A 26,218-nucleotide genomic window follows, 5' to 3' on the forward strand; every position below is an offset into this window, starting at 1 on the left:
CTGCCAGTGTAGTCGGGGCGAGCCCGCATGGGGTCGGGCGGCCGGAGTCAGGTGGACTCGGCGAACTCCATGAGACGACCGCCGCGACGCTCGAAGGCGATGGCTCCGATGCCGATGCCGACGACGAGCACGCCGAGTCCGATCGCGAGGCCGCCCCACAGCGCCGTGTTCGCAGCATCCGTGTCGCCCCGCAGGGCGAGCCAGCCGCACCACAGCACCGGCGCCGAGACCACGAGCGCGCCGGCCATGACGCTGCCCTGCGCGATCGCGCCGCTCGCGCTGGTGCGCTGCGGCTGCTGGAACGGGCTCTCGCCCGGGCGCGAGACCGCGTAGGGCGCGAGGACCGACGAGATGCTGGAGAGCCCGAGGCCCGACAGGAACAGCGCCGCGCACACGCCGGTGAGCGCGGGCAGCACCGCCCACCGCCCGTGCAGCAGGGTCGCCACCGGGATCGCGACGGCGAGCAGCGGCACGCCGACCAGCAGCACGGGCACGAGCCGGCCGAGCCGGTCGGAGACGCCACGCACGCCGCTGGCGATGTGCATCCAGACGGCCGTGGAGTCGTAGGCGAGGTCGTCGTGCGGCAGCCAGCCGAGGAAGAGCGCCGCGAACGGCACGGGCACGAGCGCGACGAGCTCCGGCGGAACTCCCGCGATGAGGAGCGGCACCACGGTGATCGCGGCGGCGAACGGGATCACGAGGCCGTTCACCACGTAGCGTCGGTCGCCGAACCAGTAGACGAGGCTGCGCGCAGCGATCGCCCCACCGGGCGTGCCCGGCGCGACGCCGAACCAGCCCAGGCCGCCGCGTTCGCGACCGGTTCCGGGGCGCTCGGTCGTCGTGAGCAGTCGCCTCACCGTCCACGCCCAGAGCATGCCCAGCAGCACGACCGTGCCCACCGCGACCAGCGCCGAGAGCCCCGCGTCGCCGCCCGTGACCACCATGCCGGGCAGCGCCCAGGCGGCGCCGAACGGGGTGAGGGCGAGCCAGTCCACCGCCTCGAGCAGCTGAGGAGGCACACTCCCCTGCCACTCGAGCGAGGCGAGGAAGACGCCGACCGGGACCACGACCACGAGCACCACGAGCACGAACACGCCCGAGAGCTCGCGCGAGCGCCGGTCGCGCAGGAACAGCGAGGCCAGCGCCATGCACACCCGAGCCAGCAGGACGCATGTCAGGACCCCGAGCAGCACGCTGACGACCCCCACCATGACCGGCACGCCGTGCGCCGCCCACACGATCGCCGAGCACACCGCGATCGCGAGCAGCACGAGGATCGGCACGCTGAGGAAGCCGGCGACCGCGAGCACGAGCGCGAGGCGCCCGCGCGGGAGGCCGAACAACGCGAAGCGCCGCGGATCCAGGGGGTCTACGACCGAGCCGAACAGCGGAGCGAGCGCGAACCCGAGGGTGACGGCGGAACCGCCGAGCACCGTGACCGCGAGCACCTCCTCCGTGGCGGCGTCCTGCAGCGTCAGCAGCGCCCAGCAGGCGGCCACCGTCGCGGCCACGAGGATCAGCAGCGCGCCGACGACGCGCACGACATGCCCCGCGTGACCGCGGAACGTGCCGAACAGCAGCGCGAGCCTCAGTCGGAGAATGTGTGCAGCCACTCGAGGCCCTCCACGTCGCTGAGCCCTCCGGCCAGTTCGACGAAGCGCTGCTCGAGCGTCAGCTCGCCGCGCACCTCGTCGACGGTGCCCTCCGCGAGCACCTGGCCGGCCACGATGACCGCGACGCGCGTGCAGACGCGCTCGACGAGGTCCATGCCGTGGCTGGAGAGGATCACCGTGCCGCCGTGGGCGACGTAGGTCGAGAGGATGTCGAGGATGATCGCGCTCGAGACGGGATCGACAGCTTCGAACGGCTCGTCGAGCACGAGCAGGCGCGGCGAGTGGATGAGCGCTCCCGCGAGCATGACCTTCTTGAGCATGCCCGCCGAGTAGTCCGAGACGCTGCGGCCCAGTGCGTCCTCGAGATCGAACGCGCGAGCGAGGTCCGCGGTGCGGCTCTCGACGACGGCGGGCGGGAGCTTCCGCAGCACCCCGTAGTAGTAGAGGAGCTGACGGCCCGTCAGACGGTCGAAGGTACGGAGCCGATCGGGCAGGACGCCCATGAGCTTCTTGGCCGCGAGCGGCTTGGCCGCAGCATCCACTCCTCCGACATGGATGGTGCCGCGATCCGGCTCGAGCAGACCCGCGATCATCGAGAGCGTGGTCGTCTTGCCTGCGCCGTTCGGGCCGACGAGACCGTAGAACGTGCCGGCCGGGATCGTGAGGTCGATGCCGTCGACGGCGTGCGTGCTGCCGAAGCGCTTGGTGACTCCGCGCAGCACGAGGGCGTTCCCGGATGCGGCGACCGCCGAAGCGGCGGCATCCAGGGAGACGGCCGCGGCCAGCGCCGCGGGATCGAGGGTCGTGGCGGGCTCCCGTGCGGGGGAAGGCACGGGCACGGGCTCGACGGGCGCAGCGGAGGGCTCGACCACGGGCGTGGGCTCGACCACCCCCGCGGGCTCGGCCACGGGCGCGGACTCGACCACGGGCTCAGCATCGACCACCGCCGCGGTTTCGGCAAGAGTCGCGTCCTCGGCGAACTCGGGCGCGGTGAGCGGCTCAGGCTCGGCAGCGGGTTCCGGCTCGATCTCCGCATCCGGCTCGATCTCTGCCTCCGGCTCGGCAGTGGGTTCGGACTCGACTTCCGCCTCCGGCTCGACTTCCGCCTCCGGCTCGACCATCGGCTCAGGTGCGACGGCGGCTTCGGAATCGGCCGCGGCTTCGGCTTCGGCGGTCGCTGCCTCGACGTCGACGAGCGCCGAGTCCTCGCTCGGAGTCGGCTCCGCAGCATCCGTCGGCGCGGCACTTTCGGAGCCGGGTAGCGGCGGGCGCGGCGGCACGACGATGCCCGCAGCGGCGCTGGCCGCGAGTTCGAGATCGCTCGGGAGCGGAGGTGGAGGCCCCGGATCCGGAACGGGCGCCGGCGCCGCCTTCCCCTTGGATGCGGCCGGTGTGCGTTTCTTGCGCGGCGGGCGGCGGGGCTTCTCGGGAGCCGGTGAGACCGTGTCTGCGAGGCGTACGACGCGCGCGCTGGAGTGACGGTCCGGCTCTTCCGGATCGATGTCATTCGGCACCGGGAGGGAGGCTGTCACTGAACCAACGTATCAAGCGGTCCTGATCGCGAGGCAGTTCGTCTCGCCGCGTCGCGGCATTCACGTTATGTCACAACTCTGCAACGGGAGCCGCTCATTATGCGGCTTCCCAGGCCTCATCGCTACCATGGTCGAGGCACGAAGGGGTGTCCCGCCGGTGAACCGGCAGTGAATCACGCACTTCAGGAGCAGATTTTGACCCTTCAGACCGTCATCCTCGCAGCCGGAATGGGCTCGCGTCTCGGCCGCAGCCTGCCCAAGCCCCTCACGGAGCTCGGCGACGGCCGCAGCATCATGCAGCAGCAGCACGACAACATCCGTGCCGCCTTCGGCCGCGAAGCCAAGATCACCACTGTCGTCGGCTACCGTGCCGAGACCATCGTCGAGGCCTTCCCCGACGTCGACTACGTCTACAACGACCGTTACGACCAGACCAACACCTCCAAGAGCCTGCTGCGCGCCCTGTCGAAGACGGGCAGGGGCGGCGTCCTCTGGATGAACGGCGACGTCGTCTTCGACCCGCGCGTGCTCGGCCGCGCCATCGAGCTCATCGAGCGCGACCAGTCGTTCGTCACGGTCAACACGTCCAAGGTGAGCGACGAAGAGGTCAAGTACACGGTGACCTCGGAGGGCTTCATCGACGAGCTCTCGAAGACCGTCAAGGGCGGCATCGGCGAGGCCGTGGGCATCAACTACATCTCGAGCCGCGACAAGAAGGCGTTCATGCGCCACCTGACGCGCGTCGACGACCAGGACTACTTCGAGCGCGGCCTCGAACTCGCGATCGCCGAGGACGGCGTGCTGCTCGAGCCGCTCGACATCTCGGACCTGTACGCCGTCGAGGTCGACTTCGCCGAGGACCTCGAGCGCGCCAACCTCTTCGTCTGACCGATCGCGCCGGGGCTGTCAACCCCGAGCCTGTGCTCAGACTCGGGCGCATAGACTCGGCGCGATGACCGACAAGGTTCACCAGATCCATTCCCTGCCCGGCGACGCGCCGTGGCAGGGAGGGCTGCCGCCCACAGGGTCCGACGAGCATCCCTTCACGATCCGTGCGCTCGACCGCGTGCTTGCGATCCAGCGGCCCGTCGTGCTCGCGCATCTGCGCAGCATCCGTCTGCGCCACCCGGACTCCTCACCCGCCGACATCGTCCGCATCCTCGAGCGGCGCTATCTCGCAGCGGTGACCACCGGCGGCGCCGCGGTCGGCGCGACCGCCGTCGTTCCCGGGATCGGAACGGGAGTGACCCTTGCGCTCAGCGGCGTGGAGACCGTGGCGTTCCTCGAGGCGACCACGCTGTTCGCGCAGTCGGTCGCCGAGGTGCACGGCATCCCGGTGTCGGATCCCGACCGGGCACGGGCGCTCGTGCTCACCCTCATGCTCGGCAAGGAGGGCGTCGACCTCGTCGCGCAGCTCGCCGGACAGGCCGCCGGGCGCGGTCCGTCCCGCTCCGGCTACTGGGGCGAGCTGATCACGAAGTCGCTCCCCCGGGCCGCCGTCGGGCCGCTCGTGGACCGACTCAAGACGACGTTCATCCGCCAGTTCGCCGCGCGGGGCGGCGCGTCCTGGATCGGCAAGGCGCTGCCGTTCGGCATCGGCGCCGCGATCGGCGGCGCCGGCAACAACATCCTGGGGCGCCGCGTGCTCACAGGCTCCCGCCGCGCCTTCGGTGTACCTCCGCAGATGCTGCCCTCCGAGCTCGAACCGCGCCCGGGCGCCGACCGGATCGAACGGCTCGCCGGACGAAGCATCCGTCGCGCCGGAGAGGCCGTCGTCGGCGGGGTGACGCGCGGGGCGTCGGGTGCGCGCCGCATCACCGCGCGCGTGATCCGGCGGACGCCGGACGCCATCGAGGCTCCGACCGAGCAGAGCGAGCACTCCTGATGTAGGCCCGCCGGCGCGCGGCGGGGTGACAATGGCGGTATGGGTCTGTTCAGCAAGCTTCCCGAAGAACCCGTCGAATGGGCGGGGCTCCCCTCCGAGCCGGCACGTGCCGAGACGCAGGCGGAGCGGTTGACGGATGCCGCGACCGTCGACCTCGGCGGGCTCGGCCTGGGCGACCTCGCCGTCGGAGGCGGAGGGGCGGTCGAATCGATCGTCATTCCGGTCGCCCCGGTCATCGAGATCGTGCAGTCGCAGGAGTCCGGCGAGGACGAGTAACCCCGGCAGGGCCCGCGGGCTTCCTTGCCGGCCCCTGGCAGAGCGAGAGATCGTCGGAGTTTTGTTTTGATTCACCCAGCGACTGCGACTCTGATATCGCTCAGAGATTCGATGGATGGGTGGCCCTCGCAGCGCGCTGCTCCGCGGCCTCCGCGGTGCCCGCCCTGATACGGAGCGGGTTCGTTCCGCCATCGCGCTGCTCGCCCACGTCGCGGCACATGCACCGCTGGACTATCGGCCGACCACCCTCTGCATTCTCGCGTGGCTGCACTGGTCGTTGGGCCTCGGCACGTACACCGGACGATTTCTCAGCGAATCGGCGCGAATCGCGCCTCACCACGAGCTGACAGCGATCGTCAACGCCATTGCTCTGTCGGTCTCATTGCCGTCCTGGGTATTCGATCGCGACCTGCGAGCGGCAACGGGGCGAGTCGGCACCGAGTCCGGCTGACGCGGTGGACAGCGCCCGTCGCCGCGGATTGCAAGCGCTTGCAGTGCGTCCTCGACACACGACCGACCGCGGGCATACGCTCAGGGTATGGACAGCACGTTGGCGTGCCTTGCGGCGTGGATGCCGCGGCAGCGGTGGTACGCCGCGAAAGGGCGCCCGCCCAGCCTGAGACTGCTCTCGTGGTGGGATCTGAATGCTGCGTCCGGCGAGCACGACGACGCAGACGCGGGGGCGCGAATCCGCACGTTCCTCGTCGCGGACGAGGGCGCATTGCCCGCCGTGCTGTACCAGATCCCGGTCGTCGAACGCGCGACCGAGACCGTGGATGCCGACCCCGACCACGTCATCGGCAGTCCGGTGCCGGGGACGACCTTCATCGATGGGCCGTTCGATCCCGCCTATGCGCAGGCGCTGCTGCGCCTCATCTCACTCGGCGGCACCGCGCACGGCCCGCAGGCGACCGCGGTCGGGCGGGCTGCGCCGACCGGCGGCGCTCCCGCACGCGCGACGTCGCGCGTGATCAGCGGAGAGCAGTCGAACACGTCCCTCATCTACGAAGGCGACGGCGCCCCGGTGATCTGCAAGGTCTTTCGCCAGCTGCACGCGGGCCTGAACCCCGACATCGAACTGCAGGAGGCGCTGGCCGGAGCCGGATCGCCGCATGTGCCGCGCCCGGTCGGTTCGATCGAAGGGACCTGGCCCGACCTCGCCACCGCTCACGGCACCGTGCACGGATCCCTCGCCTCCGCGCAGGAGTTCCTGCCGGGCGTCGAGGACGCCTGGCGCGTCGCGCTCCAGGCCGCTGCCAAGGGCGACGACTTCCGCGATGCGGCGCGCGCCCTCGGCACCGCGACGGCAGAGGTTCATCTCGCCCTCGCCGAGTGCTTCCCGACCCGCATCGCCAGCGCGGCCGATCGCGAGGCGACGGCCGCGACGTGGGAGCGGCGGTTCGCGATCGCGATGGCGGAGGTTCCCGACATCGCCGGCCAACGGGATGCCGCGGCCGAGGTGTACCGCCGCGCCCTCGAGGTGCCGTGGCCGCCGCTGCAGCGGATCCACGGCGACTTCCACCTCGGGCAGGTGCTGCACTCCCCCGACCGGGGCTGGATCATGGTCGACTTCGAGGGCGAGCCGCTGCGCCCGATGGCGGAGCGCACGCAGCCGGATCTGGCGCTCAGGGATGTGGCGGGAATGCTCCGTTCGTTCGACTACGTCGCGGGCTCGCTCCGCCTCGACGATCCCGATCGCTCCGCCGACGCGGTGCGCTCCTGGGCGCGCGACGCCCGCGGGGCCTTCGTGGAGGGATACGCGGTGTCTGCCGGCGGGCTCGACCCTCGGCATCCGCTCCTCGCCGCCCTCGAGCTCGACAAGGCGGTGTACGAGGCGATCTACGAGGCCCGCAACCGGCCGACGTGGGTGGCGATTCCCCTGCGCGCGATCGCACGACTCGTCGAGCGTCCGGCTCCGGTGGCGTGAGCCCCGCCCCTGCTCCGGCAGCGCGACGGCTCAGCCCTCGTCGTCGAGTTCCGCTTCGTCTTCCGGTTCGTCGTCCTCGGTGTCGGCGACCGACCGGGCGAACCAGGTGTCCCAGTCGTCCATGAGGCGCTGCACCGCCCCCTGGAAGCGCGCCGTCGCCGCACCCGGGGCGGTGTCGCCGAAGTAGTGCGCGACCCACTCCTCGAGCCGAGCAACCGCGTCGGGGTCGCCGAGCACCCGCTCGGTGTGGGCGACGATGTCGGGGGCGTCCGCCGCGGCGAGCCACTCGCACGCCGACAGGTAACCGTGGGTGTCGATCGCGGCGGCGGGGTCGGCCGGGCGCGTGATCATGAGCGGCTTGTCGGCCGCGAGCCGGTCGTAGACCATCGCCGAGATGTCGACGATGGCGACGTCGGCGGCAGCGAGCTGCCAGCCCAGCTCGGGCCCGTCGTCGAAGACGTGCTGGGCTGCGGGATCCGACGCGTTCGCGGCGGCGAGCGCCGAGATGATGCGCTTGTTCGCGGCGCCGTAATCGTGGTTCACGACGCCCGATCGCGGGTGAGGGCGATAGATCACGCGGTGACGGCCCGTGGACAGCAGCGCGGTGACGAGCGCCTCGCCGTGGGTCGCGATCGAGCCGTAGTGGGCGGACGGGCGGTCGCCCTCCCACGTGGGCGCGTAGAGCACCACCGTGCGCTCGTCGGGCGTGTACGGCAGGGTGCCCGAGTAGTGGTCGGCCTGAGGGCGGCCGATCTCGATCGTGCGCCGCTCGATGTCGTAGTCCCACAGCACTCGCGAGAGCCGCTCGCGCGCGGCGTCGCCCGCGATCATCGCGTAGTCGTACGCCTTGTACTGGTTCGTGGTCATGTACATCTTGTCGGACTCGCCGTGGTTGATGAACACATGCCAGCGGCGGCCGTACCGGAACATCTGGAAATTCCGCGTGTTCTGATTCACGTACAGCACGACGCGGATGTCCTGCTTGGCGATGAAGCGCTCGAGATCGCGCACCGTCGGCACGAACGCCACCGGAAGCGCTCCGTCGGACAGCAGCGCTTCGGCGCCCGTCGCCGCTCGGCTCAGCACCACGACGGGCCAGGTCTTGGCGAGGTCGGCGAGCGGTTTGTACCACTGCCGCATCTGGTACATGTTCACCGCGCCGTCGGCGAAGTAGACGGCCACCCGGTACTGGAACGGCGGGTGCGGAGGACGGGCGGCGAGCCTGCGCCGCACGTCGATCACGGCCGAACGATTGCGCACCGCCTTGCGGACGAGCGCGACCGCCTTCTTTCCATCCGAGACCAGACCCACGCATCCAGCCTACCCAGGGCACCCATGACATGATCGACGCGTGCATGTCGAGCAACACGGGCGCAGGGACGCTCCGGTCCCTTCTCCCGACGCCGGCGTGAGCTTCGTGATGCCGGTGCTCAATGAGCACGACTACCTCGGCCGCGCGGTGGAGACCGTGCTCGCACAGGACGTCCCGGGCCCGACCGAGCTGATACTCGCGCTCGGGCCGTCGACGGACGGCACGAACGCGCTGGCCGCCGAGCTGGCCGCCCGCGACCACCGCATCGTGCTGGTCGACAACCCCGGCGCCGACATCCCCATCGGCCTGAATCTCGCGATCCGCGCCGCCCGCCACCCCACCGTCGTGCGCGTGGACGCGCACTCCGAGCTCGACCCGACGTACGCACGACGCGCGCTGGCGACGCTCGACCGCGTGCGCGCGGCGAACGTCGGCGGCGTCATGCGCGCCGACGGCCGCACCCCGTTCCAGCGGGCCGTCGCCCGCGCCTACAACTCGCCGATCGGCCTCGGTGGCGGCGCCTACCACGGCGGCACGCAGGAGGGTGAAGCGGAGTCGGCGTACCTCGGCGTCATGCGGCGGGAGGTGCTCGAAGAGGTGGGACTGTTCGATGAGAGCATCCGCCGCGGCGAGGACTGGGAGCTGAACCTGCGCATCCGCCGCGCCGGGTATCGCGTCTGGTTCGACCCGACGCTCGCCGTGACGTACTGGCCGCGGGAGAGCTGGACGCGCCTCGTGCGCCAGTTCTCCGCGACGGGGCGGTGGCGCGGTGAACTCGTCCGCCGGTTCGGGCGCGGCAACTCGCTCCGCTTCTTCGCCCCACCCGCACTCGTGCTGACGATCCTCCTCGGGATCGTGGTCGGCGTGCTGCAGCTCACCGGTGTGCTGCAGGGGTGGTGGTCCGTGGCGGCATCCGTCGTCTACCTCCCCGTGATCGCGTACGCGCTCCTCATCGTCGTCGTGACCCTCGGCCCGGGCGGAGGGCGGGGCTGGCGCGACAAGCTCTGGACCGCGGCCGTGCTGCCGTCGATGCACCTCGCCTGGGGCTGGGGGTTCCTCCTCGGCGTGGTCGGTGGCGCCCACGACACTGTCGACACGTCGCGTCTCGGGAGCCGCAACACGCCCCTGCCGTGACGGCCGGAGCCGTCAGCGCGTCACGCGTCGATGAAGCCCTGGTCCAGGATCCGGGCGACGACCCGCTCGGCGGCGTGTCCGTCGTCGCGGGCGTTGAACTTGTCACGCCACTGCGCGTAGCGGCCGGCGTAGGTCGCGGTGTCATCGGCGGCGAGCGCTGCCACCAGCTCGTCCTGCGTGCGAACCATGGGCCCCGGCGCGTGCGCGGCGAGATCGAAGTAGAACCCGCGCAGCTCGCCGCGGTAGTGCTCCATGTCGGGCACGAGGAAGTACATCGGCTTGCCGGTCACGGAGTAGTCGAACATCACGGACGAGTAGTCGGTGATGAGCGCGTCGGCGACGAGCAGCAGCAGCGACGTGTCGGGAAAGCCCGTGACGTCGATCACTCGCGGTCCCTCGGCATCGCGCCCCGGCAGCAGCGTGCGCGAGTGGCCGCGGACCAGCACGACCGCATCGGTGGCCGCTGCCAGCGAGACCGGATCGACGAAGTCGACGATCTGGTCGCGGTCGTCGCGCCACGTCGGCGCGTACAGCAGCACCCGTTCCCCGGGACGGATCCCGAGGGCCTCGCGCGTGGCGGCGCCGTCGCCTGTGGCCAACACGTCGTTGCGCGGATACCCCTCGACCCAGATCGGGCGCGTGAGGAAGGCGTACGCCTTGCCCAGGATGCGTGCGGCGTAGGGATTCTGCGCCAGCAGGATGTTCCACCGCAGCGACTCGCGCACGACCGCCGCCGTGCGGCGCGGGTCGAACCCGGGCCGGTGCAGTGCGAGGCGCTTGAGGGGTGTGCCGTGCCAGGTCTGCAGAACGACCTGGCCCTTGCGGCGCGAGAAACGGCGGCGCAGCCAGTCGTTGACGACGAGCAGCCGTGCGGCGCCGCGGGCGCGCCACCACTCGGGACTCCCCTCGACCACCGGGATCGCGCCGTCCGGCACGGCCACTGACAGGTCGACGACGCTCCAGTAGCGCGTCACCCCGGGCGCGCGGCGCGCGAGCTCCCGGTCGATCGCGAGCGGGTTGCAGCTGGCGTTACGGCCGTAGAAGCTTTCGAAGAACACCGCGTTCTCGAACCCCGCCGCCGGGCGGGTCGCGTAGCGGCGCTCGAGGGCGTCCTGCCCTTCGCCCGAGTCGTAGGCGGGGTCGATCGGCGGTCCGACGCGCAGCGTCCACCCCTCGAGGCTTGCGCGGAGCGTGCCCAGCTGCGTGAGCGGAACGGCTTCGGGGGGACGGATGCCTCGGCCCGCGGCATCCGTGATCCGCACCTCGTACGACCCCGCGGGCAGGGGAAGCTCGGGACCTCCCCAGCGCGCGGCACGCAGCGGCAGCGTCGCCGTCCACGTCTTGCCCCGACCGGTGAGGCGGGCAGCCACCCGGGCGCGGGCGCCGACGATCTCGACGGAATCGGGCCGCTCCCCCTCGCCCGAGAGCACGAGAGCCGGGCTCCCCTCCGTCGTGAAGCGCGCGTCGGTCATCCGGTTCCTTCCCTCGGGCCGTCGTGGACCGTTCCGGCCAGAATCGCACGGTACACCCTCTCGGCGTTGCGTCCGTCCCGGTACGCGTGCACCCGCGCGTCGAGCGCGATCGCCCGTTCCACGCGGCGCTCGCGCTCGCTGTCGGAGCCGAGCACCGCGTCCAGTTGCGCCGCCGCCTGGGTCCAGTCGACCGCCCAGTCATCGCCCGCCACGTCGGCGTACGTACCGTAGAAGCCGCGCGTGCGCGCATACTCCTCGACGTCGGGCGCGAGGAACAACGTGGGCAGCGGCACGAGCGAAGCATCGAACGCGAGCGACGAGTAGTCGGTGACCAGGGCGTCGAGACCGGGCAGGAGGGGCGTCACATCCGCGACGAGGTCGCTGCCGAGCGAGTGCACGCGGTCGGTCGGGAACGGCGGGGCGTAGTCGCCGGCGCCGAGCGGGTGCGACCGGACCAGGAACGTCGCGTCATGACGCCTCAGCACCTCGACGATCTGCGACCACTCCTCGGCGGTCGGCACCGCGGGATCCACCGCGCCATCGCGCCACGTGGGCGCGTAGAGCACGAAGCGGCTCGACGGCGCCACGCGCGGCACCGCGCGCCCGATCGCGGCACGCGCGCCGACACGGCGATCGTCGGCGGTGCCCCGGGAGAGCACGTCGACGCGAGGCTCGCCGGTCACCGGCACGCTCGCATCGGGAAGCGCGAACGCGGACTCGAGACGGCCGCGCACGAGGTGCGAAGCGGCCGGCAGCACCCGGATGCGGCGCGCGGCGCCACGGTACATCGTGCGCAGCAGCGTCCTCACGGCGCCGGCGGCGGGTGTGGCGGCGACGGCGCCGGGAACCCGCAGCGTCTCGGGCGAGTCCACCCCGATCCGCTTGAGCGGGATGCCGTGCCACAGCTGCACGACGAATGCACCCGACACGGTGTAGCGGTTGACGTCGCCGAACCCGTGCGTGACGACGACCACGCGGGCACGCGCGGTCCGCCACAGCCCGTGCAGGGAGCGCTTCGAAACGGCACGGATGCCGCGGGCCGCAGCATCCGTCGCCTCCCGCTTCGACCCGACCAGCCATACGGGACTGCGCCCGTCGGCGGCCGCCACTTCCCAGAGCGCCAGCGCCCCGTCGCCGATGCCGACCGCGCAGCCGATCACCCACTCGTCGCGGGAGCGCGGCACCAGGAGCGTCAGGAGGCGTCCGGCGGCGTAGAGCGGGATCGTCGCGATCTTCCGGGCGTTCCCCGCGCCGAACGAGAAGGACGCCATTCCGCGAGCCTACCTGCGAGCCCGCGCCGCAGGCTTGCAAACTCGCGCAATGGCGTCCTTGGACGGTGTGGATTACTGGAGCGACCCCAGCGTGACCTCGACGGTCTGCGTCTTGCCGTCGCGGACGAACGTGACCTCGGCGTCGCTGCCGGCCGCCGCGGCGCGCACCTGCGCCGTGAGGTCGGTCGCGTCGGTGACGGGCACGCCGTTGAAAGCGGTGACGATGTCGCCCTCCTGCAGACCCGCGGCGGCCGCCGCGCCGCCGTCGGTCACACCGGCGATGTAGGCGCCCGTGATGGTGGAGCCCTCGACGGATGCCGCGGCCTGGACGTTGGCGCCGAGCAGACCGTGCGTCGCCTCGCCGTTCTCGATGATCTCGTCGGTGATGCGCTGGACGATGTCGGATGGGATGGAGAAGCCGACGCCGATCGAGCCCGAGCCGTCGGACGACGAGCCGCCGGCGGTCGCGATGGCCACGTTGATGCCGATCAGCTTGCCGTCGGAGTCGACCAGCGCGCCGCCCGAGTTGCCCGGGTTGATGGCCGCGTCGGTCTGGATCACCGAGATCGAGATGCTCTCGGTGGCCGTCGACTGCTGCTCGCCCTGACCGAAGTCGAAGCGGAACGGGCCCTCCTGGCTGTTCTGGTCCTCCTGGTCCTCCTGGTCCTCGCTGTCGCCGCTGTCCGGCGCTGCCGACGATGCGATCGAGATGGAGCGGTTGAGTGCGCTCACGATGCCTTCGGTGACGGAGTTCGCGAGGCCGAGCGGCGCGCCGACGGCGACCGTCGTGTCGCCGACGTTGAGCTTGCTCGAGTCGGCGATCTCGATCGGAGTGAGGTCCTCGGCGTCCTTCAGCTTGATGACGGCGAGGTCGTACGTCGGGTCGGTGCCGACGACCTCGGCGTCGTACACGCGGCCGTCGGAGGTGGTCACGCGGATCGCCGCGTCGCCGGTCGCGCCGTCGAGGGTCACCACGTGCGTGTTGGTGACGACGTAGCCGTCTTCTGTGAGCACGACGCCCGAACCGGTGCCGGCACCCGACGATCCGGTCGCCTCGATCGTGACGACGCTCGGCACGACCTTCGCGGCGATCGCGGTGGTCTGGTTGACCGAATCGGTGTCGTTGACCGTGACCGTCGACGGGCCGGCGGCAGGCGAAGCGCTGACGGGGGCGAACCACGTGACCCCGGCGTAGGCACCGCCGAGACCTGCCGCCCCGCCGACGATGGCGGCGGCGACGATGAGGCCGACGACCTTGCCCGCACCCGAGGACTTCTTGGGGGCCTTGGTCGCGGTCGGCACCGCACCGGTCGAGCCGGCGATCGGCAGCGTCGGCTGAGCGTCCGCGGGGTTCACGCCGAACGCGGCACCGGGGGCACCCGGTGCGGGCTGACCCGCGTAGGAGTGGGGATAGGGCGCGGGCTGACCGGCGTAGCCCTGCGGACGTGCGTAGGCGTGCGCGCCGACCGGGTAGCCCGCGGGGGGCACGGGCTGGGTCGGCGCCGTGGGCTGCACATCGGCCGCAGGCTGTGCCGCCGGGGCGGCGGGCGGAACCGGAGGCGCCGCGGGAGCGGGCTGAGCGGGCGCAGCCGGGGTGGCGGCGGGCGCAGCCGGCTGGGCGGGCTGCGCGGGCTCGACGGCCTCCGACGCGGCCGCGGCGGGGACCGGGGTCTCGGGCTGGGCGGGCGTCTGCGCGGCGGCCTCCGCGGCCGACTGCGAGGGGACGGCGGGGGTCTGGTCTTCCGGGCGGTCGCCCTGGATGTCGCTCATGGTTGCTCCTTCTGCCAAGCACTCACCACTGTGCCCACCGATGCTGTGCGTTTCTTATGTCGCGAATGGGACTCGCCTATGCAACAGGGATGAGCCCGCCCGGTATTACGGTGAAGCGATGCGACAGATCCCCGGAGCATGGCGCCGCACAGCCGCGGGCGCCGGACTCGTCGGTTCCGACGGGTCGATCCACCCCACCATCTTCGCCGAGATGTCGGCTCTCGCGGCGAGAACCGGCGCCATCAATCTCGGGCAGGGCTTCCCCGACGAGGACGGGCCCGCCGAGGTGCTCGAGGTGGCACGCTCCGCCATCGCGAACGGCGTGAACCAGTACCCGCCGGGTCGCGGCATCCCTGATCTCCTCTCGGCGGTGGCCGAGCATCAGGAGCGGTTCTACGGCCTGCACCTGGATCCCGCACACGAGGTCCTCGTGACCGCGGGGGCGACCGAGGCCCTTGCCGCGGCGCTCCTCGCGCTGCTGGACGACCCCGACGACGAAGTCGTCGTCCTCGAGCCGTACTACGACTCGTATGCGGCGGTCGTCGCGCTCGCCGGCGCACGGCTCGTCACGGTGCCGCTGCGGTGGCCGGACTTCCAGCCCGACCTCGACGAACTGCGTGCCGCTGTGAGCGACCGCACACGCGTCATCCTCGTGAACGACCCGCACAACCCGACGGGTGCGGTCTTCGCCGCCGAGGTCGGCGAGGAGATCGTCCGCCTCGCCGAGCACCACGACGCCGTGATCGTGACCGACGAGGTGTACGAGCATCTCGTGTTCGACGCGCCGCATGTGCCGATCGCGACCCTTCCCGGCGCCTGGGACCGAACGCTCACGATCTCGTCGGGCGGGAAGACCTTCTCGACGACCGGCTGGAAGATCGGCTGGATCTCGGGACCCGCCACGCTCGTGGACGCGGTGCTCGCGGTCAAGCAGTTCCTCACGTACGTCAACGGCAGTCCGTTCCAGCCCGCGATGGCCACCGGGCTGCGGCTCGGCGACGACTTCTTCCGCGGCATCGCCGACACCCTGCGCGCCAAGCGCGACCTGCTGGGAGCCGGGCTGCGCGCCGCCGGCTTCGATGTGTCGACCCCCGCGGGCTCGTATTTCACCGTCGTCGACGCCGCCCCGTTGGGGGCGACGGATGCCGCGGCGTTCTGCCGCGCCCTCCCGGAGCGCGCCGGGGTCGTGGCCATCCCGCTCACGGCCTTCGCGACGCCGGCCAGGCGCGCGGAGTACGCCACGCTCGTGCGCTTCGCGGCATGCAAGCGCGTCGAGGTGCTCGAGGACGCGGCAGCCCGCCTCGCCCGCCTCGGGTGAGAGTGCGGGTCACCGGGGCCCGACGCCGAAGCGTCTGAGCCTCAGCGCCGGGTTGACACGGCGCACCCGCTCGATCGCGCCGACGTCGAGGTGGGCGACCGCGACATCGGTCGACGTTCCCACGGCGGCGAGTTCGACGCCCTGCGGATCGACGACGAGCGAGTTGCCCACGCCGAGGGGCGGCGGGTGATCGGCCGCGGCCACGAAAACCGTGTTCTCGATCGCGCGAGCGTGCAGCAGCGTGCGCCAGTGGTGCTCCTTGAGCGGACCGCGCACCCATTCCGCCGGAACGACGAAGACATCGGCACCGGCGTCGACGAGCAGGCGCCCGACCTCGGGGAAGCGCAGGTCGTAGCAGGTCATCAAGCCGAACCGGAGTCCGCCGAGCTCGAAGGTCTTCGGCTCCTCCGGCTCGCCCGGCTCGACCCAGTCCGACTCCCGCTGCCCGAACGCGTCGTACAGATGCAGCTTGCGGTAGTGCGCGACCAGACCCGTCGCGTCGACCGCGACCGCCGTGTTGCGCACGCGCTCGCGGTCGCTCGCGCGCTCCAGCAACCCGGCGACGATGGTCACGCCGTGCTGTGCGGCGAGACGTGTCAGCGCCTCGACGAACGGGCCGTCCAGCTCCTGCGCGTTCTCGGCGAGCGACTCGTCGAACGGGTCGACGAAGTAGCTCGAGTACTCGGGGAACACCACGATGCGCGCGCCGCGGACGGATGCCGTGGCCACGAGCTGCGCGATGGACTCGAGGTTCACGGCGGTGTCGGCTGTCGGTGCGAACTGCGCCACCGCGATGGGAAGCGTGTCGGTCATCGTCGTCCTCCATTCGTCCGGCGGCGCGCGCGGAGGATCGCCGGCACGACCAGCCACAGCGCGAACAGAAGCAGCCCGAGCGGGATGAGCGCCCACCAGAACGCCGACCCGCCGAGCACCACATCGAACACGAACGCCACGACGCCGACGAGGAGCACCGCCACGGTCGCGAGCGCGGTGACGAGCGCGAAGTGGCCATAGTGCACCACTTCGGCCTTGGCTCGCTGCTGGAACAGTGCGCGGTGCAGCGCGACGGGAGCGAGCGCGATGATCGAGCTCAGCGCGGACAGCACCACGAGACCCAGATAGAACGCCTTCTGCGATTCCGTGAGGTCGCCGAAGGCCGGCTGGAACGCCAGGGCGAGCAGGAAGCCGGTCAGGATCTGCGTGCCGGTCTGCAGGACGCGCACCTCCTGCAGCACCTCGCTCCAGTTGCGGTCGGCGCGCTCCTCCGGCGTCTCGTCGCGACCGTCGACACGATCGTCCTGGGGGTCGGCGTCGCGCTCGGTGGACATGCGTTCATCCTTGCCCGCGGCGCGCGATCGGGGCAAGCCGGCCGCCCTGTGTCACGACCACCCCAAACCCCGTGCTAGGCTATTCCTTGTGCCGCGGGGTGGAGCAGCTCGGTAGCTCGCTGGGCTCATAACCCAGAGGTCGCAGGTTCAAATCCTGTCCCCGCAACAGAAAACACAGAAGAGGGCGTCCCGAAAGGGACGCCCTCTTCTGTGTTTCCCGCTCTGTCGTGGGTTCAGTCTTCGGGATCCATGGCGCCGCACAGGTCGTCGAGGAAATGCGCGATCACCGCGAGCTCGGATTCTTCGTACTCCATGGCGACGGACCTCATCGCCCGCAGGCGATCGCCGAAGACGCGGAAGAACGCGTTGCGCGCCCCCTCCGTGAGCACGACCACACGTCCCCGCCTGTCGCTGGGGTGCGGCAGCCTCTCGACGTGCCCGGATTCGACGAGCCGGTCGAGCAGCTTCGTGGTCGACGCGGTCGAGATGCGCAGATGGCGCGCGATGTCGCGCGGACTGACCGAGCGCCCCTGCCGCTCGCGAATGATGAGCAGACGAAGCGCCGCGACATCCGAGGCGTTCATGTCCATGTCGCCCTTCATGCCGCTGTGCATGCGCTCCATGGCGTCGCTGACGGCACGGATGGACTGCAGCACGCGCATCACCGCGTGCTCATGATCCGTCTGTGGCAACCAGCGTTCTGACATCGTGGACGTTTCCCTCCGACCCGTTGTAGCATCGCACAAGACGTATTGCTAGTTTAGCTAGCAATCTGAGAGGAGCGATCGGATGCCCGACATCGACCACGTCGTCCTGCTCGACGATGACGGCCGCGCCATCGGCACGGCACCGAAATCCAGCGTGCACGGTCCCGACACCGCCCTGCATCTCGCATTCTCCTGCCACGTGCTCAACAGCGATGGCCAGGTGCTCATCACCCGCCGCGCCCTCACGAAGCGCACGTGGCCCGGGGTCTGGACCAACTCGTTCTGCGGGCACCCCCGTCCCGCTGAGCCCGTGCTCGCGGCGGTCCGCCGTCACGCGGACTTCGAACTCGGGCTCACGCTGAGCGAGCTGAGCATAGCCCTCCCCCTGTTCCGGTACCGCGCCACCGACGCCAACGGCATCGTCGAGCACGAGGTGTGCCCGGTGTACACCGCCTACACCGACGACGAGCCCGTGCTCAACCCGCTCGAGGTCGTCGATGCGCGGTGGGTCGAGCCCGAGGCGCTCGCTGTCTCGCTCGAAGCGACGCCGTGGGCGTTCAGCCCGTGGCTCGTGCTCCAGGCCCAGCAGCTGCACCTCTTCGAGACGCCGTCGCGCGAGAGACGCGCGTCATGATCCCCGCGGCGGCCGACCCCGATCTGCGGATCGCGATCGACGGCGCGCTCGCGCGGATCCGTGAGCGCGCCGCCGAACTGGGGCCGGCGTTCGGCGCACTGGGCGACGCGATCACCCGGGCGGCGCAGGGCGGCAAGCGCCTGCGCCCCGCGCTGGTCACGGCGGCCTTCGATGCGTTCCGCACCGACGACTCCAACGCGTCGGCCGTCCTCTCGGTCGCGGCGGCCTTCGAGCTGCTGCACACGGCCTTCGTCGTGCACGACGACGTGATCGACCACGACACGATGCGGCGCGGGGTGCCGAACATCGGCGGCGAATTCCGGCGACGGGCACAGGACGACGGCGCCGACACCGACGGGGCGGCCTTGGTGGGCGACGCCGCGGCGATCCTCGCAGGCGACATCCTGCTCCACGAGGCCTTCCGCCTTGTCGCCATGGCCCACACCGACGACGCGACCCGGGATCGACTCCTGACCCTCCTGGACGACGCCGTCCTGATCTCCGCGGCCGGCGAACTCGCCGACGTCGAGAACAGCGTCGCGGCGCGGCATCCATCCCGCATCTCCACGCTCGACACGGCGTTCAACAAGACCGCGGTCTACACGTTCCGCGCGCCGCTGCAGGCGGGCGCGCTGCTCGGCGGCGCCGACGGCGACGCCCTGCGTGTGCTCGGCGAGGCGGGCGGGCGCCTCGGACTCGCGTTCCAGCTGGTCGATGACCTCATCGGGGCGTTCGGGACCACGTCGCAGACGGGCCGCGACACCGGACCGGACCTTCGCGAGAACAAGCGCACCCCGCTCGTCGCGCTCGCCCGCGAGACCGGCGCCGCGCCCCGCGTCGACGAGGCTCTCGCCCTCGCGCGCACCGGGCCCGTCGCCGTGCGTGAGGCGCAGCTCGTCCTGGAGCAGACCGGCGCCCGGGAGCGCCTGGTGCGGCTCGTCGAGGACACGCTGGCGGCGGTGCGGGAGGCCTCGTACGACCCGGTACTCCCCGATCAAGCCGGGGCTCTTCTGCGCACCCTCGCCGACGGCATCGAAGGGCGGATCCCATGAGCACGGTGCGCGCCGCGTCCCCCACGGGTCTCGCCCTCTACGACCAGGCGGCAGCGGATGCCGCGGCCACCGTGATCGCGCGGTACTCGACCTCGTTCGGGCTCGCGTGCCGACTGCTCGGCCCGCGACCGCGCCCGCACGTGCGGAACGTGTACGCCCTGGTGCGGATCGCGGATGAGATCGTCGACGGCCCCGCCGAGGAGGCCGGACTGTCGTCGGAGGTCGCCGGCGAGATCCTCGACCAGCTCGAGCTCGAGACCCTGTCGGCGATCGAGCGCGGGTTCAGCTCCAACCTCGTGGTGCACGCGTTCGCGGGCACGGCGCGCGAGTGCGGCATCGGCGAGGATCTCGTGAGCCCGTTCTTCGCGTCGATGCGGACCGACCTCGACACGTTCCACCACGACGCCGCTTCGCACGACGCATACGTCTACGGCTCGGCGGAGGTCGTCGGCCTGATGTGCCTGCAGGTGTTCGTCAACGCGGGGGCGCAGCATCCCGTCTCCCCCTCTCCCGAGCTCGTCGACGGGGCTCGCCGTCTCGGGGCCGCGTTCCAGGACGTGAACTTCCTGCGCGACCTCCGTCACGATGAGACCGTGCTCGGTCGCGACTACCTGGCCCTGTCGACGGCCGACGGCGAGCGCGCGGCGGTGCTGGATCGCATAGACCGGGATCTCGCGGTCGCGGCGAGCGCCATCCCCGCGCTTCCAGCCGACTGCCGGCGCGCGGTGACCGCCGCGCACGATCTCTTCGCGGAACTGGCCGTGCGTCTGCGCGCATGCGACGGGGGCGACGAGCGGGTGCGGGTGCCCGACACCGTGAAGGCGCGTCTCGCGGCGCGCGCGCTGCTCGGCTTCGCCCCGCGGGAGGTGCGCGCATGACGCTCGACGACGGACCGCGGCGCGCGGTCGTGATCGGCGGCGGTGTCGGCGGACTCGCCGCCTCAGCGCTGCTCGCGTCCGAGGGCTGGGACACGACCCTGTTCGAGGCGCGCGACGAACTCGGCGGGCGCGCGGGGTCATGGGAGCAGGGCGGCTTCCGCTTCGATACCGGCCCGAGCTGGTACCTCATGCCCGAGGTGTTCGATCACTTCTTCCGGCTCCTCGGAACGACCGCGGAGAGCGAGCTCGACCTCGTGCCCCTCGACCCGGCGTACCGCGTCTACTCGGATCCTTCGACCGGGCTGTCCCCCCTCGACGTGCGGTCCGGACGCGCCGAGGCCGCCGCCTTGTTCGAGAGCGTCGAACCCGGCGCCGGCGCTCGCCTCGACACCTACCTCGACTCCGCCGCCGACGCGTACGACCTCGCCGTCACGCGCTTCCTCTACGACACGTACGAGACCACGGCCGGCCTCAGGGACCCGGCATTGCTGCGACGGATGCCGCGCCTCGCCCCCCTCCTGACCCGCAGCCTCGCCCGCCACGTCGAGCGGCGGTTCACCGACCCGAGGCTGCGGCAGATCCTCGAGTACCCCGCGGTCTTCCTGGGTGGATCGCCGTACGGTGTGCCGAGCCTCTACCACCTCATGAGCCACCTCGACCTGGGCGATCGCGTGCTCTACCCGCGCGGCGGGTTCACCGAGCTCGTGCAGGCGATCGTGCGCCTGGCCGAGGCATCCGGAGTCGCGATCGAGACAGGGGCTCGCGTCACCGCGATCACGACCGACGCGGGGGTCGCGACCGGCGTGGAGCTCGCCGGTGGCCACCGCGTGCCCGCCGACCTCGTGGTGTCGGGCGCGGACCTGCACCACACCGAGACCCGGCTGCTCCCGCGCGCCGAGCAGACCTACCCAGAGGAGTGGTGGAGCTCGCGCACGCCCAGCCCAGGGGCGCTGCTGGTGATGCTCGGCGTCGAGGGGCGGCTGCCGCAGCTCGCCCACCACACGCTGCTGTTCGCCAAGGAGTGGCGCGAGAACTTCACCGACATCTTCGGCACCCGCCCGCGGATCCCCGACCCCGCGTCGCTCTACATCTGCCGTCCCAGCGCCACGGACCCGAGTGTCGCGCCGCCGGAACACGAGAATCTCTTCGTGCTCGTCCCCGTGCCCGCAGATCCCCGGCTGGGGCACGGGGGCATCGACGGCGACGGCGACCCGGCGATCGAGACCGCGGCCGACCGGGTGATCGCCCAGGTCGCCCAGTGGTGCGGCATCCCGGATCTGGAGCGGAGAATCGTGGTTCGACGCACCGTCGCCCCCGGCGACTTCGCCGACGACCTCGGCGCGTGGCGCGGGAACGCGCTCGGCCTCGCCCACACGCTCGGGCAGAGCGCGGTCTTCCGCCCGCGGAACACCTCGCGCGAAGTCGAGGGCCTGTCGTACGTCGGGGCCTCCACGCTGCCGGGCATCGGCCTGCCGATGTGCCTCATCTCGGCGGAGCTCGTCGTCAAGCGTCTGCGAGGGGATCGCTCCCCCGGTCCGCTCGCAGAGCCGGCGAGGGTGTGACGGTGCCAGGGCTCTACCTCGCCGCCATCCTCGCCTCCGCCGCAGGCATGCTGCTGATCGACCGGCGCTGGCGCCTCGCCGCGTGGCGGTCGCCCGGGCGCACGGCGCTCGCGGTCGGCATCGGCACGGCGTTCTTCCTCGCGTGGGACGCCGTCGGCATCGCGACCGGCGTCTTCGTGAAAGGTGACAGTCCCCTGCTGCTCGGTGTCGATCTAGCCCCGCACCTCCCCCTCGAGGAGCCGGTGTTCCTGGCGTTCCTGAGCTACCTGGCGCTCGTCGCGTGGTCCGCAGCGATGCGCCTGATGGCACGACGGACGACGGATGCTGCGCCTCCCCGTTCGGAGGCGGCGCGATGACGTACGCCCTCATCGTCGTGCCGTTCGTCGTGATCACGGCGGTCGTCGTGCTGCTGACGGTGCGTCGACCCGGGTTCGGACGCAGGATGACAGCATCCGTCATCGCCGCCGGCATCCTGATCGCGCTGACCGCCGTCTTCGACAACGTGATGATCGCCGCCGGCCTGTTCACCTACCCGGAGACGCTGATCTCAGGAGTGCGGATCGGGCTCGCGCCGATCGAGGACTTCGCCTACCCCGTATGCGCGGCGTTCCTCGTCCCCGCCGTCTTCACGCTGCTCACGCCGTCAGGGGCTCGACACGAGGAGGCGAAGGCGTGACCTCCGCCCCGCCCCTGCGGGCCGGCGCCGTCGCCCGGCAGCTGCTGATCGCCTCGCGACCGGTCAGCTGGATCAACACCGCCTACCCGTTCGCAGCCGCGTACGTCATGACCGTTCGCGAAGTGGACTTGACGTTCGTGATCGGCACGCTGTTCTTCCTCGTGCCGTACAACCTCGCGATGTACGGCATCAACGACGTGTTCGACTACGAGTCCGATCTGCGCAACCCGCGCAAGGGAGGCGCCCACGGGGCGGTGCTCGATCGGCGCATGCATCGGGCGACTCTGTGGGCCTCCGCGCTGCTGTGCCTGCCGTTCGTGGCCTACCTCGCCGTGGTCGGTGCCCCCTCGTCGTGGCTCGTGCTCGCCGCGAGCCTGTTCTTCGTCGTCTTCTACAGCGCGCCGCCGCTGCGGCTGAAAGAGCGGCCGTTCCTCGACTCCGTGACCAGCAGCATCCATTTCTTCTCCCCTGCCGTCTACGGTCTCGTTCTGGCGGGCGCGACCTGGACGCTGCCGCTCGTGGCACTCATCGGCTCCTTCGCGCTGTGGGGCGTGGCCTCGCACGCGTTCGGAGCGGTGCAGGACGTGGTCGCCGACCGCGACGCGGGCATCGCGTCGATCGCCACCGCGCGCGGCGCGAGATGGACGGTCCGCTTCGCCCTCGCCTGCTACACGGCTGCCGGCGTCGCGATGCTCGCGACCGCGTGGCCGGGGCCGATCGCGGCCCTGCTCGTGCTGCCGTACCTCGTGACCGTGTGGCCCTACCGCTCGATCACCGACGACGATGCGGCCGCCGCGACGACCGGCTGGCGTCGGTTCCTCTGGCTCAACCAGTTCACGGGCTTCGCGGTCACGCTGCTGCTCATCTGGTACGCGATCCTCACAGCCTGACCTGGGAACGCCGAAGGCCGGTCCCGAGCGGGACCGGCCTTCGTTCGTACGTGCCTACTGGCCGCCGCCGAGCTGGATGAGCGTCTCGACCGCCGCGGTCAACCGCTCATCGGCCTCGCCGTACGCGGCCCAGTCTCCGGCTTCGAGCGCCGTCTGCCGGTCGATCATGGCCTGCTGGGCATCCTGCAGCGCCGCCTGGTACGCGTCGGCGGGCGGGGCGGGCTCCGTCGGCTCGGTGGGCTCGGTCGGCTCGGGCGTCGGCTGAGGCGTCGCCCCAGGCGTCGGCTCGACATCCGTGTCGCCCGCGTCGGCGCCGGAGTCGCCGCCGAAGATCACGTCGAGCGCCTCGCTCAGGGTGTCTTCGAACGCCACCTCGTCGCCGAAGGACACGAGGACCTTCTGGAGCTTGGGAAGCTTGGTGGCACCCGAGGACTGCACGAACACCGGCTGCACGTACAGCAGGCCGCCGCCGACGGGAAGCGTCAGCAGGTTGCCGTTGAGCACCTCGGACTGACCCTGCTGGAGGATGTTGACGAACGACGACACGCTCGGCTCGGAGTCGAAGGTGTTCTGCACCTGACCGGGACCGGGAACCGGCGTCTCGGCATCGATCACCAGCATCCGGAGTTTGCCGTAGTCCTCGCTCTTGACGCCCGCTTCGGCTCCGGCGTTGGAGTCGACAGCGAGGTACCCCATCAGCACGTTGCGCGCGTTCCCGCCCGTGGATGACGGGATGAACGACGTGAACATCGAGTACGTCGGGTTCTCCTGACCCGGCATCTGCATCGTCAGGTAGTACGGCGGCTGCAGCTGCGTGTCTTCCTGCGGGTCGTTCGGCGTCTGCCAGCGGTTGTCGCTCTGGTAGAACGACCGTGCATCGTCGACGTGGTACACGCCGAGGATCGTGCGCTGCACCTTGAACAGGTCGGTGGGGTAGCGGACGTGACTGACGAGTTCGGCGGACATGTCGCTGATCGGCTTGATCGTGGACGGGTACACGTTCTGCCAGGACTGCAGCACCGGGTCCTCTTCGTCCCACGCGTAGAGCGTCACCGAGCCGTCGTACGCGTCGACCGTCGCCTTCACCGAGTTGCGGATGTAGTTGATGTCGTCGAGCGCGAACCGCGGCGCCGGGTTCGACGAGTCCGAGATCGCCGAGGTGAGGCTCACCGTCGAGGAGTAGGGGTAGTTGGCGCTCAGCGTGTAGCCGTCGACGATCCAGACGATGCGGCCGTCGACGACGCTCGGGTACGCGTCGTTGTCGAGGGTGAGGTACGGAGCGACCTTCTGCACACGCTCACGTGGGTTGCGGTCGTAGAGGATTTGCGAGTCCTCGTTGACGTAGTCCGAGAAGAGGATCTGCTCGGCCTGGAACTTCAGCGCGTAGATCAGGCGGTTGAACACGTTTCCGAGGCTCGGGCCGCCCTCACCGTTGAACGTGGTCTTCGTCTCGTTGCCGCCGTCCTCGGCCGACGGGTAGTCGAGCTCGACCGGCTCCGCGGTCTCGGGTGCACCGACGATCGAGTAGGTCGGGGAGTACTCGCCGAAATACACACGCGGCTGGAAGTCGTCCTGGTCGGTCAGGAACCCGGTGGTGGGGATGCCGCGCTCGAGGAAGACCGGATCCCCCTCGCCGGTGCGGTCGTTGCCCTTGGCCGCGACGATGCCGTATCCGTGCGTGTAGACGACGGCGGAGTTCTGCCAGTCGGCGGCATTGCCCAGCTGGGCGAGATTCAGTTCGCGCACCGAGACGACGGTGTCCTGCGACACGCCGTCGATCTCGTATCGATCGACATCGAGCGGGTCGGCGAACTGGTAGTACGAGCGGTACTGCTCGAGCTGGCGCACGTTCGGCGAGATGATCGCGGGGTCCATGATGCGCACCTGGGCCGTCGTGGCGGCGTCCTCGCGCAGCTGGCCGGCCTCCACGTCGGTGACGGCCGTGAAGTCCTCCTGCTCGAGGCCGTCGACCCCGTACGCCTCGTGCGTCATGTCGACGTTGCGCTGGTAGTACTCCTCTTCCAGCGTGAAGCGGTTCGGCTGCACCTGGAAAGTGTTGACCACCCACGGGTAGCCGACGCCGACCACGATCGCCGACACCACGAGCAGGGCGGTCGCGATGAGCGGGTAGCGCCAGCGGCCGATGATCGCGGTCACGAAGAAGAGGATCGCGACGATGACGGCCGCGAACGCGAGGATCGTCTGGCCGGGGATGATCGCGTTCACGCCGGTGTACCCGGGGCCGGTGATGCGATCGCCGGGCTCGACGAGCGTCTTGTACCGGTCGAGCCACAGGCTCGCGCCCTGCACCAGCAGGTAGAGGCCCGCGATCACCGCGAGCTGGATGCGCGCCGACTTCGAGATGCGCAGCTCACGCTGGCCGATGCGCACCGAGCCGTAGAGGTACGACACCAGCGCCGTGACGAGCAGGCAGATCAGCAGCACTGCCGACGCGAAGCCGACGAGCGAGCTCCAGAACGGCATCGCGAACATGTAGAAGCCGGTGTCGAGCCCGAACTCGGGGTCGGTCGTGTCGGTGGCGACGCCGTTGAACCACAGCCACGTGGTCTCCCACTGGGCCGAGGCGGCGAAGCCGGCGAAGAAGCCGAAGAAGATCGGGATGCCCCACATCGCCAGGCGGCGCAGCGGCTCGACGACCTCCTGGTACCGGTCGAGCTGGGAGCTCAGCCGCGCGTAGACGGGGCGAAGCCGGTAGGCGAGCTGGATGGAGAGCCACACCGGCACCGCCATTCCCAGGAAGCCGACCACGAACATCACGATGCGCGCGATCCACTGGGTCAGCAGCACCTCCGAGAACCCGAGCTGGTCGTACCAGAGCCAGTCCGCGTAGAGGCTGGCGAAGATGAAGAACGCCACGACGAGCGCGGCGATGACCGCGAGGGTGATGGCGATGACGCGTCGGGTGCGAGAGGGTGTGGCCGGAGTCGGCGCGGAGGTCGTGGTCACGTTCCCATCCTAGG

24 protein-coding genes and 1 tRNA gene are annotated in these 26,218 nt (G+C 70.9%); 15 read left to right on the forward strand and 10 right to left on the reverse strand.

Annotated features, from left to right (window positions below; translation table 11 throughout):
* Positions 1-47: 47 nt before the first annotated feature.
* Together ACVN90_RS11240 and ACVN90_RS11245 are read right to left on the reverse strand one after the other, a co-directional pair.
* On the reverse strand, positions 48-1,613 hold the full coding sequence (locus ACVN90_RS11240; protein WP_475098346.1) for a hypothetical protein: 1,566 nt from the start codon (positions 1,611-1,613) through the stop codon (positions 48-50).
* Positions 1,589-3,145, reverse strand: coding sequence for an ABC transporter ATP-binding protein (locus ACVN90_RS11245; protein ID WP_475098347.1), 1,557 nt, complete (start codon positions 3,143-3,145; stop codon positions 1,589-1,591). The genes ACVN90_RS11240 and ACVN90_RS11245 overlap by 25 nt, the downstream gene beginning before the upstream one ends.
* Before the next feature lie 195 nt (positions 3,146-3,340).
* On the opposite strand from ACVN90_RS11245, the gene ACVN90_RS11250 reads away from it, so the two are divergent.
* The 5 genes from ACVN90_RS11250 to ACVN90_RS11270 all read left to right on the forward strand — a co-directional run bounded on the left by ACVN90_RS11250 (position 3,341) and on the right by ACVN90_RS11270 (position 7,233).
* Positions 3,341-4,033 carry a phosphocholine cytidylyltransferase family protein gene (locus ACVN90_RS11250; RefSeq protein WP_475098348.1) on the forward strand — a complete coding sequence of 231 codons (693 nt, stop codon included), beginning with the start codon at positions 3,341-3,343 and terminating at the stop codon, positions 4,031-4,033.
* Positions 4,034-4,097: 64 nt separating this feature from the next.
* Positions 4,098-5,030 carry a hypothetical protein gene (locus tag ACVN90_RS11255; RefSeq protein WP_475098349.1) on the forward strand — a complete coding sequence of 311 codons (933 nt, stop codon included), beginning with the start codon at positions 4,098-4,100 and terminating at the stop codon, positions 5,028-5,030.
* Between the two features lie 39 nt (positions 5,031-5,069).
* On the forward strand, positions 5,070-5,306 hold the full coding sequence (locus ACVN90_RS11260) for a hypothetical protein (RefSeq protein ID WP_475098350.1): 237 nt from the start codon (positions 5,070-5,072) through the stop codon (positions 5,304-5,306).
* Between the two features lie 115 nt (positions 5,307-5,421).
* A complete protein-coding gene (locus ACVN90_RS11265; protein WP_475098351.1) occupies positions 5,422-5,757 on the forward strand; it encodes a DUF4192 family protein in 336 nt (111 codons plus the stop codon).
* A gap of 87 nt (positions 5,758-5,844) precedes the next feature.
* The gene (locus ACVN90_RS11270; RefSeq protein ID WP_475098352.1) at positions 5,845-7,233 is read left to right on the forward strand and encodes a phosphotransferase; all 1,389 of its coding nucleotides are present in this window, start codon (positions 5,845-5,847) and stop codon (positions 7,231-7,233) included.
* 30 nt (positions 7,234-7,263) lie between these two features.
* On the opposite strand, the gene ACVN90_RS11275 is transcribed toward ACVN90_RS11270, so the two are convergent.
* Positions 7,264-8,544: a CDP-glycerol glycerophosphotransferase family protein gene (locus ACVN90_RS11275; protein WP_475098353.1), complete on the reverse strand. Its 1,281-nt coding sequence runs from the start codon at positions 8,542-8,544 to the stop codon at positions 7,264-7,266.
* 97 nt (positions 8,545-8,641) lie between these two features.
* Here ACVN90_RS11275 and ACVN90_RS11280 point away from each other — a divergent pair, with 97 nt between their 5' ends.
* On the forward strand, positions 8,642-9,679 hold the full coding sequence (locus ACVN90_RS11280; protein WP_475098354.1) for a glycosyltransferase family 2 protein: 1,038 nt from the start codon (positions 8,642-8,644) through the stop codon (positions 9,677-9,679).
* 20 nt (positions 9,680-9,699) lie between these two features.
* On the opposite strand, the gene ACVN90_RS11285 is transcribed toward ACVN90_RS11280, so the two are convergent.
* The 3 genes from ACVN90_RS11285 to ACVN90_RS11295 form a co-directional block, all read right to left on the reverse strand.
* Positions 9,700-11,151 (reverse strand): CDP-glycerol glycerophosphotransferase family protein, encoded by a 1,452-nt coding sequence (locus ACVN90_RS11285; RefSeq protein ID WP_475098355.1) that lies wholly within the window; start codon positions 11,149-11,151, stop codon positions 9,700-9,702.
* Positions 11,148-12,422 carry a CDP-glycerol glycerophosphotransferase family protein gene (locus tag ACVN90_RS11290; RefSeq protein WP_475098356.1) on the reverse strand — a complete coding sequence of 425 codons (1,275 nt, stop codon included), beginning with the start codon at positions 12,420-12,422 and terminating at the stop codon, positions 11,148-11,150. Before ACVN90_RS11290 ends, ACVN90_RS11285 begins: the two co-directional genes overlap by 4 nt.
* Before the next feature lie 72 nt (positions 12,423-12,494).
* Positions 12,495-14,192 (reverse strand): S1C family serine protease, encoded by a 1,698-nt coding sequence (locus ACVN90_RS11295; RefSeq protein ID WP_475098357.1) that lies wholly within the window; start codon positions 14,190-14,192, stop codon positions 12,495-12,497.
* Between the two features lie 118 nt (positions 14,193-14,310).
* Here ACVN90_RS11295 and ACVN90_RS11300 point away from each other — a divergent pair, with 118 nt between their 5' ends.
* Positions 14,311-15,510: an aminotransferase class I/II-fold pyridoxal phosphate-dependent enzyme gene (locus tag ACVN90_RS11300; RefSeq protein WP_475098358.1), complete on the forward strand. Its 1,200-nt coding sequence runs from the start codon at positions 14,311-14,313 to the stop codon at positions 15,508-15,510.
* A 9-nt stretch (positions 15,511-15,519) separates the two neighbouring features.
* Here ACVN90_RS11300 and ACVN90_RS11305 read toward each other — a convergent pair whose 3' ends face one another.
* Positions 15,520-16,323: a carbon-nitrogen hydrolase family protein gene (locus ACVN90_RS11305; protein ID WP_475098359.1), complete on the reverse strand. Its 804-nt coding sequence runs from the start codon at positions 16,321-16,323 to the stop codon at positions 15,520-15,522.
* Positions 16,320-16,838 carry a DUF6328 family protein gene (locus ACVN90_RS11310; RefSeq protein ID WP_475098360.1) on the reverse strand — a complete coding sequence of 173 codons (519 nt, stop codon included), beginning with the start codon at positions 16,836-16,838 and terminating at the stop codon, positions 16,320-16,322. The genes ACVN90_RS11305 and ACVN90_RS11310 overlap by 4 nt, the downstream gene beginning before the upstream one ends.
* Before the next feature lie 92 nt (positions 16,839-16,930).
* On the opposite strand from ACVN90_RS11310, the gene ACVN90_RS11315 reads away from it, so the two are divergent.
* Positions 16,931-17,004 (forward strand) — tRNA-Met (locus ACVN90_RS11315).
* Positions 17,005-17,071: 67 nt separating this feature from the next.
* Here the strand turns inward: ACVN90_RS11315 and ACVN90_RS11320 are convergent.
* Complete coding sequence (locus tag ACVN90_RS11320; protein ID WP_475102105.1) at positions 17,072-17,500, reverse strand: MarR family winged helix-turn-helix transcriptional regulator; 429 nt, start codon at positions 17,498-17,500, stop codon at positions 17,072-17,074.
* Between the two features lie 127 nt (positions 17,501-17,627).
* Between ACVN90_RS11320 and idi the strand changes: the two genes are divergently transcribed.
* Genes idi through ACVN90_RS11355 form a run of 7 tightly spaced genes read left to right on the forward strand, consistent with a single transcriptional unit; the run spans position 17,628 to position 23,237 of the window.
* Positions 17,628-18,179, forward strand: coding sequence for an isopentenyl-diphosphate Delta-isomerase (idi, locus tag ACVN90_RS11325; RefSeq protein WP_475098361.1), 552 nt, complete (start codon positions 17,628-17,630; stop codon positions 18,177-18,179).
* A complete protein-coding gene (locus ACVN90_RS11330; protein ID WP_475098362.1) occupies positions 18,176-19,231 on the forward strand; it encodes a polyprenyl synthetase family protein in 1,056 nt (351 codons plus the stop codon). The genes idi and ACVN90_RS11330 overlap by 4 nt, the downstream gene beginning before the upstream one ends.
* Positions 19,228-20,109 (forward strand): phytoene/squalene synthase family protein, encoded by an 882-nt coding sequence (locus ACVN90_RS11335; protein WP_475098363.1) that lies wholly within the window; start codon positions 19,228-19,230, stop codon positions 20,107-20,109. The genes ACVN90_RS11330 and ACVN90_RS11335 overlap by 4 nt, the downstream gene beginning before the upstream one ends.
* Complete coding sequence (gene crtI / locus ACVN90_RS11340; protein ID WP_475098364.1) at positions 20,106-21,671, forward strand: phytoene desaturase family protein; 1,566 nt, start codon at positions 20,106-20,108, stop codon at positions 21,669-21,671. Before ACVN90_RS11335 ends, crtI begins: the two co-directional genes overlap by 4 nt.
* 2 nt (positions 21,672-21,673) lie before the next feature.
* A complete protein-coding gene (locus tag ACVN90_RS11345) occupies positions 21,674-22,027 on the forward strand; it encodes a lycopene cyclase domain-containing protein (protein WP_475098365.1) in 354 nt (117 codons plus the stop codon).
* Positions 22,024-22,347, forward strand: a complete 324-nt coding sequence (locus tag ACVN90_RS11350) for a lycopene cyclase domain-containing protein (RefSeq protein ID WP_475098366.1) — start codon at positions 22,024-22,026, stop codon at positions 22,345-22,347. Before ACVN90_RS11345 ends, ACVN90_RS11350 begins: the two co-directional genes overlap by 4 nt.
* On the forward strand, positions 22,344-23,237 hold the full coding sequence (locus ACVN90_RS11355) for a prenyltransferase (protein ID WP_475098367.1): 894 nt from the start codon (positions 22,344-22,346) through the stop codon (positions 23,235-23,237). Before ACVN90_RS11350 ends, ACVN90_RS11355 begins: the two co-directional genes overlap by 4 nt.
* Before the next feature lie 54 nt (positions 23,238-23,291).
* On the opposite strand, the gene ACVN90_RS11360 is transcribed toward ACVN90_RS11355, so the two are convergent.
* Positions 23,292-26,204: a UPF0182 family membrane protein gene (locus ACVN90_RS11360; protein WP_475098368.1), complete on the reverse strand. Its 2,913-nt coding sequence runs from the start codon at positions 26,202-26,204 to the stop codon at positions 23,292-23,294.
* Positions 26,205-26,218 lie beyond the last annotated feature (14 nt).

The organism is Microbacterium sp. F01, assembly GCF_056156365.1.